11 protein-coding genes are annotated in these 13,693 nt (G+C 67.0%); 6 read left to right on the top strand and 5 right to left on the bottom strand.

What is annotated here, in order from left to right:
* Positions 1-139 precede the first annotated feature (139 nt).
* From GXY47_04435 to GXY47_04420, 4 genes are all read left to right on the top strand, one after another.
* A complete protein-coding gene (locus GXY47_04435; protein NLV30384.1) occupies positions 140-1,267 on the top strand; it encodes a hypothetical protein in 1,128 nt (375 codons plus the stop codon).
* Positions 1,264-3,636 carry a tetratricopeptide repeat protein gene (locus GXY47_04430; protein NLV30383.1) on the top strand — a complete coding sequence of 791 codons (2,373 nt, stop codon included), beginning with the start codon at positions 1,264-1,266 and terminating at the stop codon, positions 3,634-3,636. The genes GXY47_04435 and GXY47_04430 overlap by 4 nt, the downstream gene beginning before the upstream one ends.
* Before the next feature lie 79 nt (positions 3,637-3,715).
* A complete protein-coding gene (locus GXY47_04425) occupies positions 3,716-4,198 on the top strand; it encodes a hypothetical protein (protein NLV30382.1) in 483 nt (160 codons plus the stop codon).
* A 39-nt stretch (positions 4,199-4,237) separates the two neighbouring features.
* Entirely contained in the window at positions 4,238-5,503 is a 1,266-nt protein-coding gene (locus tag GXY47_04420; protein ID NLV30381.1) for a hypothetical protein, read from the top strand.
* A gap of 15 nt (positions 5,504-5,518) precedes the next feature.
* Here GXY47_04420 and GXY47_04415 read toward each other — a convergent pair whose 3' ends face one another.
* Positions 5,519-6,607: a radical SAM protein gene (locus GXY47_04415; protein NLV30380.1), complete on the bottom strand. Its 1,089-nt coding sequence runs from the start codon at positions 6,605-6,607 to the stop codon at positions 5,519-5,521.
* Positions 6,608-6,618: 11 nt separating this feature from the next.
* Positions 6,619-7,680, bottom strand: coding sequence for a hypothetical protein (locus GXY47_04410; GenBank protein ID NLV30379.1), 1,062 nt, complete (start codon positions 7,678-7,680; stop codon positions 6,619-6,621).
* 190 nt (positions 7,681-7,870) lie between these two features.
* Between GXY47_04410 and GXY47_04405 the strand changes: the two genes are divergently transcribed.
* Positions 7,871-8,725 (top strand): MBL fold metallo-hydrolase, encoded by an 855-nt coding sequence (locus GXY47_04405; GenBank protein NLV30378.1) that lies wholly within the window; start codon positions 7,871-7,873, stop codon positions 8,723-8,725.
* 603 nt (positions 8,726-9,328) lie between these two features.
* Positions 9,329-9,694, top strand: coding sequence for a hypothetical protein (locus GXY47_04400; protein ID NLV30377.1), 366 nt, complete (start codon positions 9,329-9,331; stop codon positions 9,692-9,694).
* A gap of 93 nt (positions 9,695-9,787) precedes the next feature.
* Here GXY47_04400 and GXY47_04395 read toward each other — a convergent pair whose 3' ends face one another.
* The 3 genes from GXY47_04395 to GXY47_04385 form a co-directional block, all read right to left on the bottom strand.
* Positions 9,788-10,849 (bottom strand): ATP-grasp domain-containing protein, encoded by a 1,062-nt coding sequence (locus GXY47_04395; GenBank protein ID NLV30376.1) that lies wholly within the window; start codon positions 10,847-10,849, stop codon positions 9,788-9,790.
* Between the two features lie 94 nt (positions 10,850-10,943).
* Positions 10,944-12,203, bottom strand: a complete 1,260-nt coding sequence (locus GXY47_04390; protein NLV30375.1) for an N-acetylmuramoyl-L-alanine amidase — start codon at positions 12,201-12,203, stop codon at positions 10,944-10,946.
* Between the two features lie 31 nt (positions 12,204-12,234).
* Positions 12,235-13,605 carry a cation:proton antiporter gene (locus GXY47_04385; GenBank protein ID NLV30374.1) on the bottom strand — a complete coding sequence of 457 codons (1,371 nt, stop codon included), beginning with the start codon at positions 13,603-13,605 and terminating at the stop codon, positions 12,235-12,237.
* Positions 13,606-13,693 lie beyond the last annotated feature (88 nt).

Genomic DNA, 13,693 nt, shown 5'->3' with positions numbered 1-13,693 from the left:
CTGCGGATAGAGAGCGAAAGCTGCAGCATTCCGACCCCTCCAGCCTCGATGCCGAAAAGGCGCATTAAAGACCCGCCTGCTCCGGGGCAGACGGCTCCTGTCCTTTTCATTCGATTGGTTTTATGCATAATACGGGACCATGGATGGATTTGCCCTTTTCACCATGGAGGCCGGACCGGATCAGCTCCATATCACCGCCCGGATCGACCGCGACGGCGGCGCCCCGCTCGCGGCAAACGCCTGCGCGGCCATAGCATCGGTCCTCGATGCCCGCGGCATGAGGGTGCTGGGTGAGCGAGCGTTCGGAACGCTCGACTGTTACAAGGTTTACGCTGCGGCACGGGAAAAACACCCCCATTTTGCGACCGGACCCTTCTCCTATATGGAAGGGGCGCCCCCCCGCGGGAGCGGTCTCGCGGGCATCCAGATTCATGCCGTCCGCGCGGCCCGCGGAGACGGCTTCCGGGTCCTCGCGGACGCCACCGGCCCGCGCGGGCGGGTGTGGGAACGGGATGATGCGACCTATGTTCATCTCGCCGGGATCCACGGTTTTGTTCGGGGGGGCAGGGAGGAGCAGGCGGCCGCGACGTTCGAGGAGATGGAGCGGCTCCTGGGGTCCGGTGCGGCCCGCATGCGCGACCTCGTGCGCACCTGGATCTGGCTCGACGGCATCTCCGAAGGGTACGACCGGTTGAACGGCGCGCGCACCGCCCGGTTCCGGTCCGCCGGGCTGATCCCCGTTTCGGGGAAGGAGCCGCCCGCGTATCTTCCGGCCAGCACCTGCGTCGGCGCGCGCACCCCGGACGGGGGGTTCTGCACGGCCGATGGTCTCGCGGTCACCGGCGATGTCCGGGTCGTCCCGCTCGCGGGGGGGCTGCAGCCGCCCGCCTGGGGCTACGGCTCCGCCTTTTCCCGGGGAATCTGCCTCGAGGAGAGGGACAGCCGGCAGATCTTCGTTTCCGGGACGGCGGCCATCGACGGGGAGGGGCGGAGCCTCCATCCGGGGGACGCCCGGGCCCAGGTGGAGGAGACGTTCGAGGCCGTCCGGTCGCTGATCGCCGCCGAAGGGGCGACCTTGCGGGATATCCGCTCGGCGACGATCTATCTGAAAAAGGGCGCGGACCTGGAAGTCTATGATACAGTCGCCCGGAGACGGGGGCTCGGCGACCTGCCGGCCGTCGTCGTCGTGGCCGACATCTGCCGCGACGAGCTGCTGTTCGAAATGGACGTCCTGGCCGTCGTCGGCGGGAAGGGGGGCTGGAGATGAAAAGGGGGATCCTGGCGCTGTCGCTGGCCGCGGTCCTGGCCCTGGGCGGATGCCGGCGCGGGGATTCGCCGCGGACGGCCGGGGGAGGGGAGGCGGAGGCTTCCGGCTACGCCGGGAGCGAGTCCTGCCGCGAGTGCCACGAAAAGTTCTACCAGCTGTGGGCCGGTTCCCACCATGGCCTCGCCATGCAGCCGTTCACGGCGGAGCTCTACCGGACGAAGCTCACGCCGCAGGGGGGCGGCCTGAGGATCGGCGACGCCGACTACCGGGTGGAATTCGACGGGCGGCAGGCCCGGGTCAGGGAAAAGGGGCCGGAAGGGGAGCGGGACTACCCCCTCGAGCACGCGCTCGGGGGGAAGAACGTCTATTATTTCCTGACCCCCATGGAGCGCGGCCGGCTGCAGGTTCTCCCCCTGGCCTACGACGTGCGGAGGCAGGCCTGGTTCGACACCGCCGCCAGCGGGATCCGCCACTTTCACGACCTCGAGGAGGAAACGGTCGACTGGAGGGACGCGGAGTACACCTTCAACACCTCCTGCTGGGGGTGCCACGTCAGCCAGTTTGCGCGCAACTACGACCTCGCGACCGATACCTACCGCTCCGCCTGGCGGGAGCCGGGGATCAACTGCGAGGCGTGCCACGGCTCCGCCGTCGAGCACGTGCGGGTCTGCCGCGCCGCGGAGAAGGGGAAGCCCCCTGCGGACCTCAAAATCGACGTCATCGTTCCGCCGCGGTACAGCAGCGAGGCTTCCAGCGGCGCCTGCTCCGTCTGCCACGCCAAGGGCGCCCCGCTGACCGCTTCCTATGTCCCGGGGGAGGACTTCTTCGACCACTTCGACCTGGGGCTGTTCGAGCACCCCGATTACCACCCCGACGGGCGGGACCTGGGGGAGAACTACACCTACACCCAGTGGCTGATGAGCCCGTGCGCGAATTCGGGGATGCTCGACTGCATGCATTGCCACACCTCGAGCGGAAGGTTCCGCTTCGCGGCCGGGGACACGAACCAGGCCTGCATGCCGTGCCATGCCGAAAACGTGAAGAACGCCGCCGACCACTCCCGCCACCCGCAGGGGAGCGAGGGGAGCCGCTGCATCGCGTGCCACATGCCCATGACCGAATTCGCCCGCATGCGCCGCAGCGACCATTCGATGCTCCCCCCCACCCCCGCGGCGACCCTGGCCTGGAAATCGCCCAACGCATGTAACCTCTGCCACGAGGAGAAGGACGCCGCCTGGGCGGACGGGTGGGTGCGCCGCTGGCGGAAGCGGGACTACCAGGCGCCGGTCCTCCACCGGGCCGGGCTGGTCGAGGCGGCGCGCCGGCGCGACTGGAAGAGGCTCCCGGACATCCTCGCCTACCTCGGGGCGAAGGAGCGCGACGCGGTGTCCGCCGCCTCCCTCATCCGGCTGATCCGGCCCTGCGACGACGAGCGGAAGTGGCCCGCCCTGGTCCGGGCGCTCGCGGACCCCTCCCCGCTCGTGCGCTCGAGCGCGGCCGAACAACTCGGGGACCGCGTGGACGCCCCCGCGCTGGCGGCCCTCGGCGGGGCGGTCCGGGACCCGTCGCGCCTGGTCCGCATCCGGGCCGCGGCGGCCCTGGCGGCGGTGCCGCGGGAAATGCTGGACCCGGGGACGGCGGAGGCCTTCGACCGGGCGGCCGCGGAATTCAAGGCGACGCTCGACGCCCGTCCCGATCACTGGGCTTCGCACTTCAACCTGGGGGGCTTTCACTTCTCCCTGGGGGAGTACGGGCGGGCGGCGCAGCTGTACGAGACGGCCATCCGCCTGGCGCCGCGCGAGATCATGCCCCAGGTCAACGTCTCCTTCGCCTATAACGCGCTCGGGAAGAACGACAAGGCGGAAGCGAGCCTGCGCCGGGCGCTCGAGCTGCAGCCGGGCAGCGCGGAGGTGAACCTGAACCTGGGCCTGCTGCTGGGGGAGATGGGGCGCGTCGACGAGGCCGCAGCCCGCTTCGAGGCGGCGGCCAGGCTCGATCCCGGTTCGGCCGTCGCCGCCTACAACCTGGGCGTCATCCACGCCGGGACCGGAAAAACGAAGTCGGCGATCGATCACCTGCGCCGCGCCTATCGATTGCAGCCCGGAAACGCGCAGTACGGCTATTCGCTCGCTTTCTATCTTGATCAGGGGGGAGACGCCTCCGGCGCCGCCGGGGTGCTGCGGCGGGTCGTGCGGGACGCCCCCGCCCATCTCGATGCCGTCTTTCTCCTGGGCGATATCTATCAACGGCAGGGGAAGGCGGCCGAGGCCCGGGAGCTGTACCGGCGCGCGCTCTCCGCCGGCCCGCTGGCGCCCGAGGCGAGGGGGCTCCTGGAGAACCGGCTCCGGGGGCTCGAGGGGGATTCCTGAGCCGGCGCACCCCCGTGCCCGCTCGCCGGCGCGTCCCGGGGGAAGAAGCGTGTATCCATATCATCGGAGAGGGGAAGTCATGCGTAGAAGACATGCCGGGGCTGGAATCATCGGCGGCGCGATCCTGCTGGCGTCGCTCGCGACCCACGCGGGCTGCAAATTCATGGCCGGTTCGGCCGGAGCCGGGGAGAAGATGCTGACCGTGCTCGATCCCCGGGGGCAGCCGTCGGGACGGTTCGGCCGGCGCGGGGAGGCGGGGGCGCACATGATGGCCATCTTCGACCCCGAAACCCAGCCGGTGATGTCGCGCGACGAACTGCTCCCCCTCAGGATGGCCCCCAGGCTCGAGAGCCTGGAGGGGAAGACGATCTACCTGGTGGACACCGGTTTCGAGGGGGGGAAGGCGTTTCTCGAGGAGATGCAGGAGTGGTTCCGCCAAAACATGCCCGCCGTCAGGACGGTGGTGCACGTCAAGAGCGGCAACGCCTTTTCCGACAGCCCCGAACTCTGGGTGGAACTCAAGAAGAAGGCGGACGGGGTGGTCTTCGGCGTCGGCGGTTGAGACGGCTGCTCGGCGAGTCTCGCCGAGTTCGCCCGCACCATGGAAGGGGAGTTCGGAGTTCCCACCGCCCCCATCGTCACCGCGCGCTTCGCCGAGTACGTCCTGCGGGACGGGCGGTCGCACGGCATGAACCTGCGCTGGACCTTTCCCCCCTACCCGGTCGCCTGGGTCCCGCGCGAGACCCTGCGCGAATATATCCACGGGGACGACCCCGTGACCGGGCGCAGGCTGATGGAAGAGGTGGTCGATGCGCTCACCCGGCCGCTGACCGGGGCGGAGAAGAATCCCGAGGTTCCCGTGCGGCCCCGAAGGGCGCGTTTGCTCGAGCCCGGAACCGAGGCCGGACTCCGGCGGCGGTTCCTCGAGAACGGCTGGACCGACGGGCTCCCCATCGTGCTGCCGACCGAGGAGAGGGTGGCCGAGATGCTCACCGGGACCGACCACGACCCCGGGGAGGTGGTCGGCCGGATGTCGATCACGACGCACGAGGAACTGAACGACTACACCGTCGAGAAGGTGGCGGTGTGCGCCGTGATGGCCGGCGCCCGCCCGGAACATCTCCCCGTCATCCTGGCGATCGCCTCCACGCAGCACCCCGCCATGCCCAGTTCCACCGGGTCCTACGGGAGCATGGTGGTGGTCAACGGCCCGGTGGCCGGGACCATCGGCATGAACAGCGGCGTCGGCGCCCTGGGGCCCTTCAACTACGCCAACTCCGTGATCGGAAGGGCCTGGACCCTGATGAGCATCAATTTCGGGGACGCGCGGGCGGGGGACACCTTCATGGCCACCATAGGCAACGGGCTGAGCTTCACCAACCAGTGCTGCGCCGAAAACGAAGAGAAAAGCCCCTGGAAACCGTTTCACGTCCGGCAGGGGTTCAAGGAATCGGAGAGCACCGTCAGTATCTTCCGCGGCTGGAACGTGACGACCCTGGGGCTGGGGACCGCCGGAGGGTTGCTGTCGAGCGCCCGGGCGATGAACGCCATGGGGAGCCTGACGTTCGTCATGGACCCGCTGGCGGCGAAGACGCTCGAGGGGGAGGGTTTCGAGGACCCGGACCGCCTGGGCCGGTGGCTGGCCGACCAGACGGGCTCCCCGTTCCTCAAGCCCGAGGGTATCCATTTCCTGGTGGTGGGGGGGGAGACCAACCCGATTTTTCACACCACCGATTACGTCCATTACGCCACCGCTTCGGTGGACCGGTGGGTGCCCGCGGGGGGGATCAGGCTGGACGAGAAGCCGCTGCGCATGCCGGCGGTCAAGCTGTGCGAGGACGGGCTCTGCAACTACGGCCGGAAGTGAAACAGGGGAGGGGGCTCATTCCATCGATCCTCCCCCCGATCCTCCCCCCGATCCTCCCCCCGATCCTCCCAAAGACCCGCAGGCGGCGCTGATGTCGCCCCCTCCCGAGTAGCGCCTCGCAACGGGCTGTCCCAGGTGGCGCCGCAGGGCGTCGCGGAACGCGTCGAGTTCCGCCGCGTCCGGGGGGGCGTAACGGCCGGTCGGGTCCGAGACGTCGATCAGGTCGAGCCGAACGGGGGTGTCGCCGACGAGCCGGCCGAGCGCGCGGGCGTCCTCCTCCGAAACATTGACGCCGCCGACGCAGACGTAGGAGAGCATGACGCGCGTGCGCCGGGACTCGGCGTGGCGCCGGGCGGCGGCCATGACCTCGGTGACCGGGGTGCGGGCGGCGGCCGGAACCAGCAGTCTCCGTTTTTCATCCGTCGCGGCCCCCAGGCTGATCGAGAGCCGGAATTTCCGCCCCTCCGCGGTGAACCTTTCGATTTCAGGGACCAGGCCCACGGTGCCGACCGTGATCGCCCGGGCGCCGATGGCCGCGTGAACCGGGAAGCTGAGCAGTTCGGCCGCCGCCATGACGCGGTCGTAATTCAGGAGCGGCTCCCCCATCCCCATGAAAACGGCCCCCGTCACCCGCCCCCCCGCGCCGCGCACGATCGCACGCGCCTGCAGGAACTGGTCGACGATTTCCCAGCCGCGCAGGTCCCTCGGGGCCGGAATCCTCCCGGTGGCGCAGTAGCTGCACCCCATGACGCAGCCGATCTGAGAGGAGACGCAGACCGAAAAAGCACCCGGCTTGTGGAGGGGGATGATGACGGTTTCCACGACCCTGTCGTCGGGGGTGGCGAACACCAGTTTTTCAAACCCCGGATCCTTCGACAGGAGGCGCCTCTGGAGGCGCAGCCGCGGCAGATCCGCGGCCGCACCGAGCAGACGGCGGGGCAGGATGCCGGCCCGGCGGCATTCCTCCACGCCGCACTCCCCCCCGCCGATGAGGAGGGCGAGCCAGCGCCGGGCGTTGCCGAGGGGGAGCGACCAACGGCGGGCCTCGAGCAGAAATTCGGCGGGGCTCTGGTCGCGGGGGTCCCATCTCCCCTGGTCCGGCATCTCTTTGGACATCAGAGTCGTTCCATCCGGCGCGCGATCCATTCCCTCGCTCTCCCGAGCTGCGCCCCGAACGTGTCGGCCCGGAATCCCGTGCGCAGGGCGATATAAAGGATCCTCTCCGGCAGGGGGATGGGGGCCCGGAGCAGGTCCAGGGTGTTCATGAATCCCATGCCGGGCTGAGCGGGTACGGCGGCGGCGGGCCTTTGGAACGGCCAGCCGTCATAGAGGGCATTGGTGAAGGAGGCCAGTTGCCGGAGCGGGAGCCGGCCGAGGACCGCGGCCTCGTCCATGCGCACGAGGAGGTGGTCGAAGGCGCGCAGGTAGTAGACCAACACGCTCGTGGCGTGGCGGCTGTACTCGTACCAGGACAGGCCGTCGACGGCCCGGTCGAACACCCCGAGGGCGGCGGGGCTGAGGTAGCGGAATTCGCGGCCCGCCTCGCACTCCACGCAGTCGCAGCAGCCGGTGTGGTGGAAGAAGCCCGCCAGGTCGCGGCCGTCATGCCCCCCGGAGGTCTCTGCCAGGGGGTGGGCGAGGCACCCGGGCCGCCCCCCCTCGTCCGTGAATCCCAGGAGCTGGCATTCGGGCAGCTCGCCTCTCCCGCGGGGCCGGGCGGGAACGGAACCGCCGACATGGAGGGAGGCGGGGCCCGCATTCGCGCCGTGGCGGTACCGGTAGCCTTCGGCTTCGGCGCTGGCCTTCATGTAGCGGGGGAGCGATTCCCGGGGGTGTTCCGGGTCGTAGATTTCGAGGAACAGCCGGCGTCTTTCGGCAAAACGCCGCTCCATCTCCCCCTTCCCGGCGTCGGCGAAGGCGTCCTCGTACCCCGACGCCTCGATCCGGGGGTCGTGGCGCGGGTTGAAATTCTCGAATTTCAGGAGAAGCCCCCCGGGACCGAGCCAGGCGCCGTCGGCGTCGCGGCAGGAATCGCCGCCGATATGGGGGAGACAGCAGCGGACGCAGGAGAGTGTCCCGCGCAGGCAGAGGCTCCCCCCCGCGCCGGGGCCGGGGCGCAGCAGCGCCTCCATGGCCTCGATCTCCCTCTCCTGTTCGACCGGCAGCGAAAGTTCCACGGGGATAGAATAGCATCCCGCGCCCCCGAATCGCCCGCAATGCGCCCCATTTCCCCTTGTTCCCCCGCCCGGAAACGCTTATAAAGGATAGTCGGCCATAATCTGGAAGCGGGCGGGGGGCAAGGCGGCTCCCGCCTCACAATTCAATGCCGGGCGACCGGCCCGGCGGAAACCCGATCGGAGAACATACATGGAAATCAGACTGAATTCCAACGCGCAGCACCCCCTTTCCACCAAGGTCTTCTTCAGCGACGAGAGCGGTTTCGAGGTCGCCTCCGTCATCGTCATGGGGAAGAAGGACGCGGTCCTGCTCGACGCCCAGTGGACGCTGTCCAACGCCCACCGCGTCATCACCGAGATCCTGGATACGGGCAAGAACCTCACGACCATCTATCTCTCCCACGCGCACCCGGACCATTACTTCGGCGCCGGCGTGATCGCCTCCGCCTTCCCCAAGGCGAAGGTCGTGGCCATCGGTTCCGAGGCCGAGATCATCAACAAGCAGTTCTTCGGCAAGATCGAGCACTGGGAAGGCATCATCGGCGCCCACAACGTCTGCCGGGTCACCACCAAGGCCGAGTCGCTGAAGGAGAACTACTTCGAGCTGGAAGGCCATCGCCTCGAGATCATCTCCAAGGTCATGGGGGACATGCGCTACAACACCATGGTCTGGATCCCGTCGATCAAGACCCTGTACGCCAGCGACGTTCTCTTCAACCAGGCCCACCCCTTCACCTGCGAATGCACCAAGGAGGAGCGGGCGCAGTGGATCGTGGACGTGGACAAGATCGAGAAGATGGGGGCCGAAATCATCATCCCCGGCCACCAGAAGCCCGGGATGCCCTTCGACAACAGTTCGCTCGATTTCACCCGCGACTACGTCCGGGCGACGGAAGAGGAACTGGTGAAGACCGACAGCGTGGGTGAGTTCTACTACGCCATGGCCACCCGTTTCCCCGACGCCAATCTCACCAAGCTGAGCAACGGCATGAACGCGATGGTGTTCAAGGGCGGCCTGGACTGGAACTGGCGCGAGATCGAATAAGCCCGGTCGATCCGACCGAAACGGGTCCCGCTCCAGTCGGCTTCGAACCCCCTGGAGCGGGACCCGATGGTTTTTCCGGCCGGGATCTCCCCTCCCCCCGGATCGGGCCCCGGCCCCGATTGGGTCTTCCCCCCTCAGGAAATAATGGTAAAATCAAAGTGTGGATTTACGGGGCGGTCGCCGGCGGGCCGGTTTTATCGGGCTCTCTCCCGACCGTCAAGGCACTGAATGCACTCCCGGTGGGAACCGGGGGTCTTGGTGAAACGCAGGCGACGGGAGAGCGTAGTATCAAGGTTGACAATGCCGGGTTCCGGTGGCGGGCCGGTTTTTACCGCAGGCGGTCCGGGAGCGGAACGGATAGACGGTGAAGCGGGGTCTTTTGAAGCTTATTGAGGGTATACAAGGGGTGACGGCCGCCTGAGGTCGTCGGCCCTGGTGCCGAGTGAAGCGTTTAGTTCCATCCGCCTTACCCCCCTCTTATTTGAGCAATCCCCTGTCATACGTGTGTGAATGGGTGTGGCGCAAGGTTCGTCCCGGCGGAGGATAACAGGTCCACAGGTTTGTCTGAAAATACGATGAATGGCTAAAAGGAGAATAGGCACTATGGTTAACGGGAAAAAACTGGTTTTGATGTTTACGCTTTTCGTTCTTTTGATTTCCTTCCCCCTGATGGCGGCCGAGAAGGGTTCGGCCCGGATTTCCGTGATCAAGCCGCTCGTGGTGGCGGGCACCGATATCGAGATCCAGCCGGGCAAGTACGACGCCAGGTGGAAGGCGGAGGGGGAAACCGTGACCGTCGTTTTTACGCCGGTGGGCAAGCCCAAGGGGATCGAGGTGAAGGGCAAGATGGAGACCGTGGACAGGAAGTACGAGTTCGACTCCCTCGGGATGGGGACGGATGCCTCCGGCCGCACCATCATCAAGAACATGCAGCTGAAGGGGAAGACGCAGCGCATCGTCTTCGAATAGGTCCGGGCGTTTTTGCCGCCGGATAAGGGTCTGTTCCCGTTTTCCGGCACGGCGGGCTTTGTCCCCGCCGTGCCGGGGGCCGGGAACCAGGCCCTATTTTTTTTGCTTCCGCTCGAGCGCGAATTCCACGATTCGGCGCAGGGTTTCGGAAAAGCCGAGGCCAGCCTCTTCCGCGGACTCCATGAACGACACCCCTTCGGTGAGGTCCGGGTTCGGGTTCACCTCGAGCACGTAGGGCGTCCCGTCCTCCGCCAGTCTGATGTCCACCCGGGCGTAGTCCCTGCATCCCGTCGCCCGGTAGGCGCGCACCGCCTCTTCCTTCACCCACTCCTCCGTTTCCGGGAGCAGGTCCGCCGGGCAGATGGAATGCACCTTGTGATAGGCCGGGGAGAGGGGGTTCCATTTGATGTCGTAGGTGATCAGGTGCGGGTGGTCCTCCGGCAGTTCCTCGAAATTGAAATCGATGATGGGAAGCACCGCGGGCGGGTCGTTCCCCAGCACCGACACGTGGAGTTCATCCCCCTCTATGAATTCCTCGACCAGGATCGGGGGGCGGAAATCGGCGAACATCCGGTCCACCCGGTGGAGGAGTTCCGGGTAATCGCGGACCACCGAGTGCTTGTCGACCCCCGCGCTGCCGTCCTGGCGGGAGGGCTTGATGATGAGGGGGTAGCCGAGCCCGTGGTCGGGACGGATGATGGGGCTCTTCAGGCTGCAGAACCGGGGGGTGGAGACGCCGTTCTCCACCAGGAGCTGCTTCGTCAGGCCCTTGCGCCGGCAGAGGGAGAGGCAGAAGGGGGGCGCCCCCGTGTACGGGATCCCGAACAGGTCGAACAGGCCGGCGACCGCCCCCTCGTGGTTCAGGTCGTTATGGAAGAATTCGACCAGGTTGAAGATGGCGTCGGGCGGGCGCTCCGCCAGGAGGGTGCAGAGGAGATCGAAGTCATCCTTCAGGTTGACGGCGCGGGCGTCGAACCCCTCCCGGGAGAGCGCCTCGACGATCGCGTCGTACTCCTCCGCGGCGGTGGCCACGGCGATCGAGTACTCCGGCTCGAAATCGAGCGAGGCGGGATCCACGGTGCGCAGCGCCAGGTATTCGTCGGTTTCCTCTAGATGGTTATAGAGGACCAGGATCGATTTTTTTTCGGCGTCCATAGAAGTCCCATGCGGTCATCGGGAGCGATGCCGGATCCAGTATATCCCAGGCGGGACTCCCTGATCCCGCGTTTTTTCGCGGGGGCGGCGGTGTCTACTGCTGGTAGAAAATGAGCGTACCGCCCGGAATGTTCTTGGCGTTGATGTCATCGCCGCTCAGGATGCGGCCGTCGGGATACCGGTAATAGGTCGAAGGGTAATTCCATTTGATCCCCGCGATGGTGGAGGCGGGGCGGCGGGATTTGACGTGCCCGCCGTAGACATAGCCCACCAGCAGCCGCGTTCCTTTCGGGGGGGTCTCGAGCAGTCTCTGCCACGAGCGCTTCTTCTTCAGCTCCGAGCCGGTGCGGATGAGGCCGTCGGGGAAAAAGTAGATGGTGGTGGCGCTCGAGGCGGCCAGGCCGGCGATTTCGGCGGGGGTGGAGCCGTCCTTGCCGATCTCCAGGAAGCCTTCGAAGGGCTGGGTGTCTTCGGCCTCGCTGAGAAGCACGCGGGTGCCGGTGGGGATGCGGCCCCAGTCCTCCACCTTGTCCCCCTGCAGCCGCCGGCCGTCGGGGAAGACGTAGACGGTGTCCGGGTGGTTGTACCGTTCCCTGGCGATCTGCCACGCCGTCCGGCTGAGCGAGATCAGCGGGGACTCGGAGGGAGCGTCCACCGTTTCGGGGACCGGCAGGGGGGCGGAGGCGCCCGATGCCACGAGCACGGGTTCCGTTCGGCGCGCAAAGAGAAAGGCGAACAGTTCGGGGTCGGCGACCTTCAACCTCCCGGCCTTGACGTCGGGATCCTCGGGGGGCGCCCCTTCGAGCCCCAGGCGGGCCCGGATCTCCGGGCGGGCGAAGATCATCCCGCACCGCTTCCGTCCCCGGTGGTTGTCGTTGTGAAAACGGTTCGGTCGTCCGTAGGCCACCATGGAGTGGGTCAGGACGCGCTCGTCGGGGATGTCGTAGAGGCTTTTCAGCTGCCGCAGCAGTTCCCGCACCGCGTCGGCCTGGGCGGGAGTGATGTCCCGGTTGTGGTACCCGCAGACCTCGATCCCGATCGAGTAGTTGTCGATGGTGGTCCGCCCCTCCCACATGCTCCTGCCGGTGTGGCGGGCTATCTTGGATTTGTCGATGATGCGGTACACCTGCCCGGAATCGCAGACGAAATAGTGCGCCTCCCCGTACCGCACCAGCTTGTTGAGGGAGCCCTTTTCCTCCCCCTCCGTGGTGTGCAGGATGATGTAACGCGTGTGGGGGCGGCGCGGCCGCTTGCCGTTCAGGGGGCTCAGCCGGTTGCTGATCCTGAGGCCCGCCGCCTCCGAGGTCCGTGCCAGCATGCCGGGCAGCGCCAGGCATGCGACCGCGGTTTTCAATACCTCCCGGCGCGAAGGAACGCGCGAAGCTTCATTTTTCAATGCCACTATCCACTCCAAGCCGCTCCGCCCGCTTGCCCCCCCGTGAGAGGGTCACCTTCAGCAGCGGCGGTGTCACCAGGGTGGTGACGATGACCATGATCACGATGGCCGAGAAGGTGGGGCCGTCCACCACCTTCAGGCTCCGGCCGATGCTGGCGAAAATGAGCCCGACCTCCCCCCTGGGTATCATGCCGACGCCGATGCTCATCCGGTCGATCCCTTTTCCGGTCGCACCCCAGGCGCACGCCTGCTTGCCGATGATGGCCGCCGCCGTGAGGCCGGCGGCGATTCCCAGGACCGACAGGTCGGCAAAACTCTCCAGGTGCACCTGGATCCCCATCAGGACGAAGAAGATCGGGACCAGGAAGGTGGAGATCGGCTTGATCAGGCGGAAAATGTCGATGTCCTCCCGGAATTCCCGGAAATGGACCCTTTCCAGCAGCAGCCCCGCGGCGAAAGCGCCGACGATGCCGGCCAGGCCCGCCACTCCCGCCAGGTAGGAGAGCAGGAAGGCCAGCAGGAGCGAGGAAAGGAGCATGACCCCGGCCGTGCGCAGTCTCGCCAGCAGTTTCATCATGCGCGGGACGACGAACGTTCCGACCGTCAGGGCGCCGCCGAGGAAGAGGACGGCGACGGCAACCAGCTGGAGGATCGATCCCACCTGGATCGACTGTCCCAGCTTGGCGGCGCTGATGACGCTCGAGACGACGGCGAGAACGATCAGTCCCAGCACGTCGTCGATCACCGCGGCGCCGAGGATGATCTGCGCTTCCCTGGTGTGGAGCCGTCCGAGGTCCTGGAACACCCTGGCCGTGATGCCGACGCTGGTGGCGCACAGCACGCTCCCGACGAACAGGTGGACGTAGTGGACGCTGAAGCCGGCGGGCATGCCGGCCGCGATCTGTGCCGGCACCTCGCGGATGAACATCCAGCTGACGCCGTATCCCAGGATGAAGGGGGCGACGACCCCGACGACGGCGACGAACAGGGACGAGGTTCCCACCTTCATCATCCCCTTCACGGTCGATTCCAGGCCGACTTCGAACAGCAGGATGATGACGCCGAGGCGCGCCATGCCGTCGATGATCACGGCCCAGTGGACTTCCATGACCTGGGCCCGCAGCGGTTCGAAGAAACTCCATGCAGGGTTGACGAGGATCAGGTTGCCCAGGACGATGCCGCCGACGAGTTCTCCGAGCACCGCCGGCATGTGGAGCCGCTCGAAGAGTTCTCCGGCCCCCTTCGCTGTCGCCAGGATGACGATCAGGGCCAGGAGCAGCGGGGCGACCGGGTCGTCGTGGACCGCCTCGCCCGAAGCCAGGAGGTTCGGGATGAAGAGGGCCGGAAACAGGGCGGCCACAAGGATACATTTCCGGGAAGAAAGTGTGCGGATCATTTTGATTCCATCCGACGGAACGGACCCTTCCAACAAGGGCTTGCGATACCTC

The sequence above is a fragment of the Acidobacteriota bacterium genome, from assembly GCA_012729555.1.
Taxonomy (GTDB): Bacteria; Acidobacteriota; UBA6911; order UBA6911; family UBA6911; genus UBA6911.
The sequence above is the reverse complement of the archived record's forward strand: the minus strand, read 5'-3'. Positions and strand labels throughout refer to the sequence as shown.

Coding starts and splice junctions, on each gene's coding strand:
- GXY47_04435 (NLV30384.1), top strand. CDS start 140: ATGGATGGATTTGCCCTTTTCACCATGGAGGCCGGACCGGATCAGCTC.
- GXY47_04430 (NLV30383.1), top strand. CDS start 1,264: ATGAAAAGGGGGATCCTGGCGCTGTCGCTGGCCGCGGTCCTGGCCCTG.
- GXY47_04425 (NLV30382.1), top strand. CDS start 3,716: ATGCGTAGAAGACATGCCGGGGCTGGAATCATCGGCGGCGCGATCCTG.
- GXY47_04420 (NLV30381.1), top strand. CDS start 4,238: ATGGAAGGGGAGTTCGGAGTTCCCACCGCCCCCATCGTCACCGCGCGC.
- GXY47_04415 (NLV30380.1), bottom strand. CDS start 6,607: ATGCCGGACCAGGGGAGATGGGACCCCCGCGACCAGAGCCCCGCCGAA.
- GXY47_04405 (NLV30378.1), top strand. CDS start 7,871: ATGGAAATCAGACTGAATTCCAACGCGCAGCACCCCCTTTCCACCAAG.
- GXY47_04400 (NLV30377.1), top strand. CDS start 9,329: ATGGTTAACGGGAAAAAACTGGTTTTGATGTTTACGCTTTTCGTTCTT.
- GXY47_04395 (NLV30376.1), bottom strand. CDS start 10,849: ATGGACGCCGAAAAAAAATCGATCCTGGTCCTCTATAACCATCTAGAG.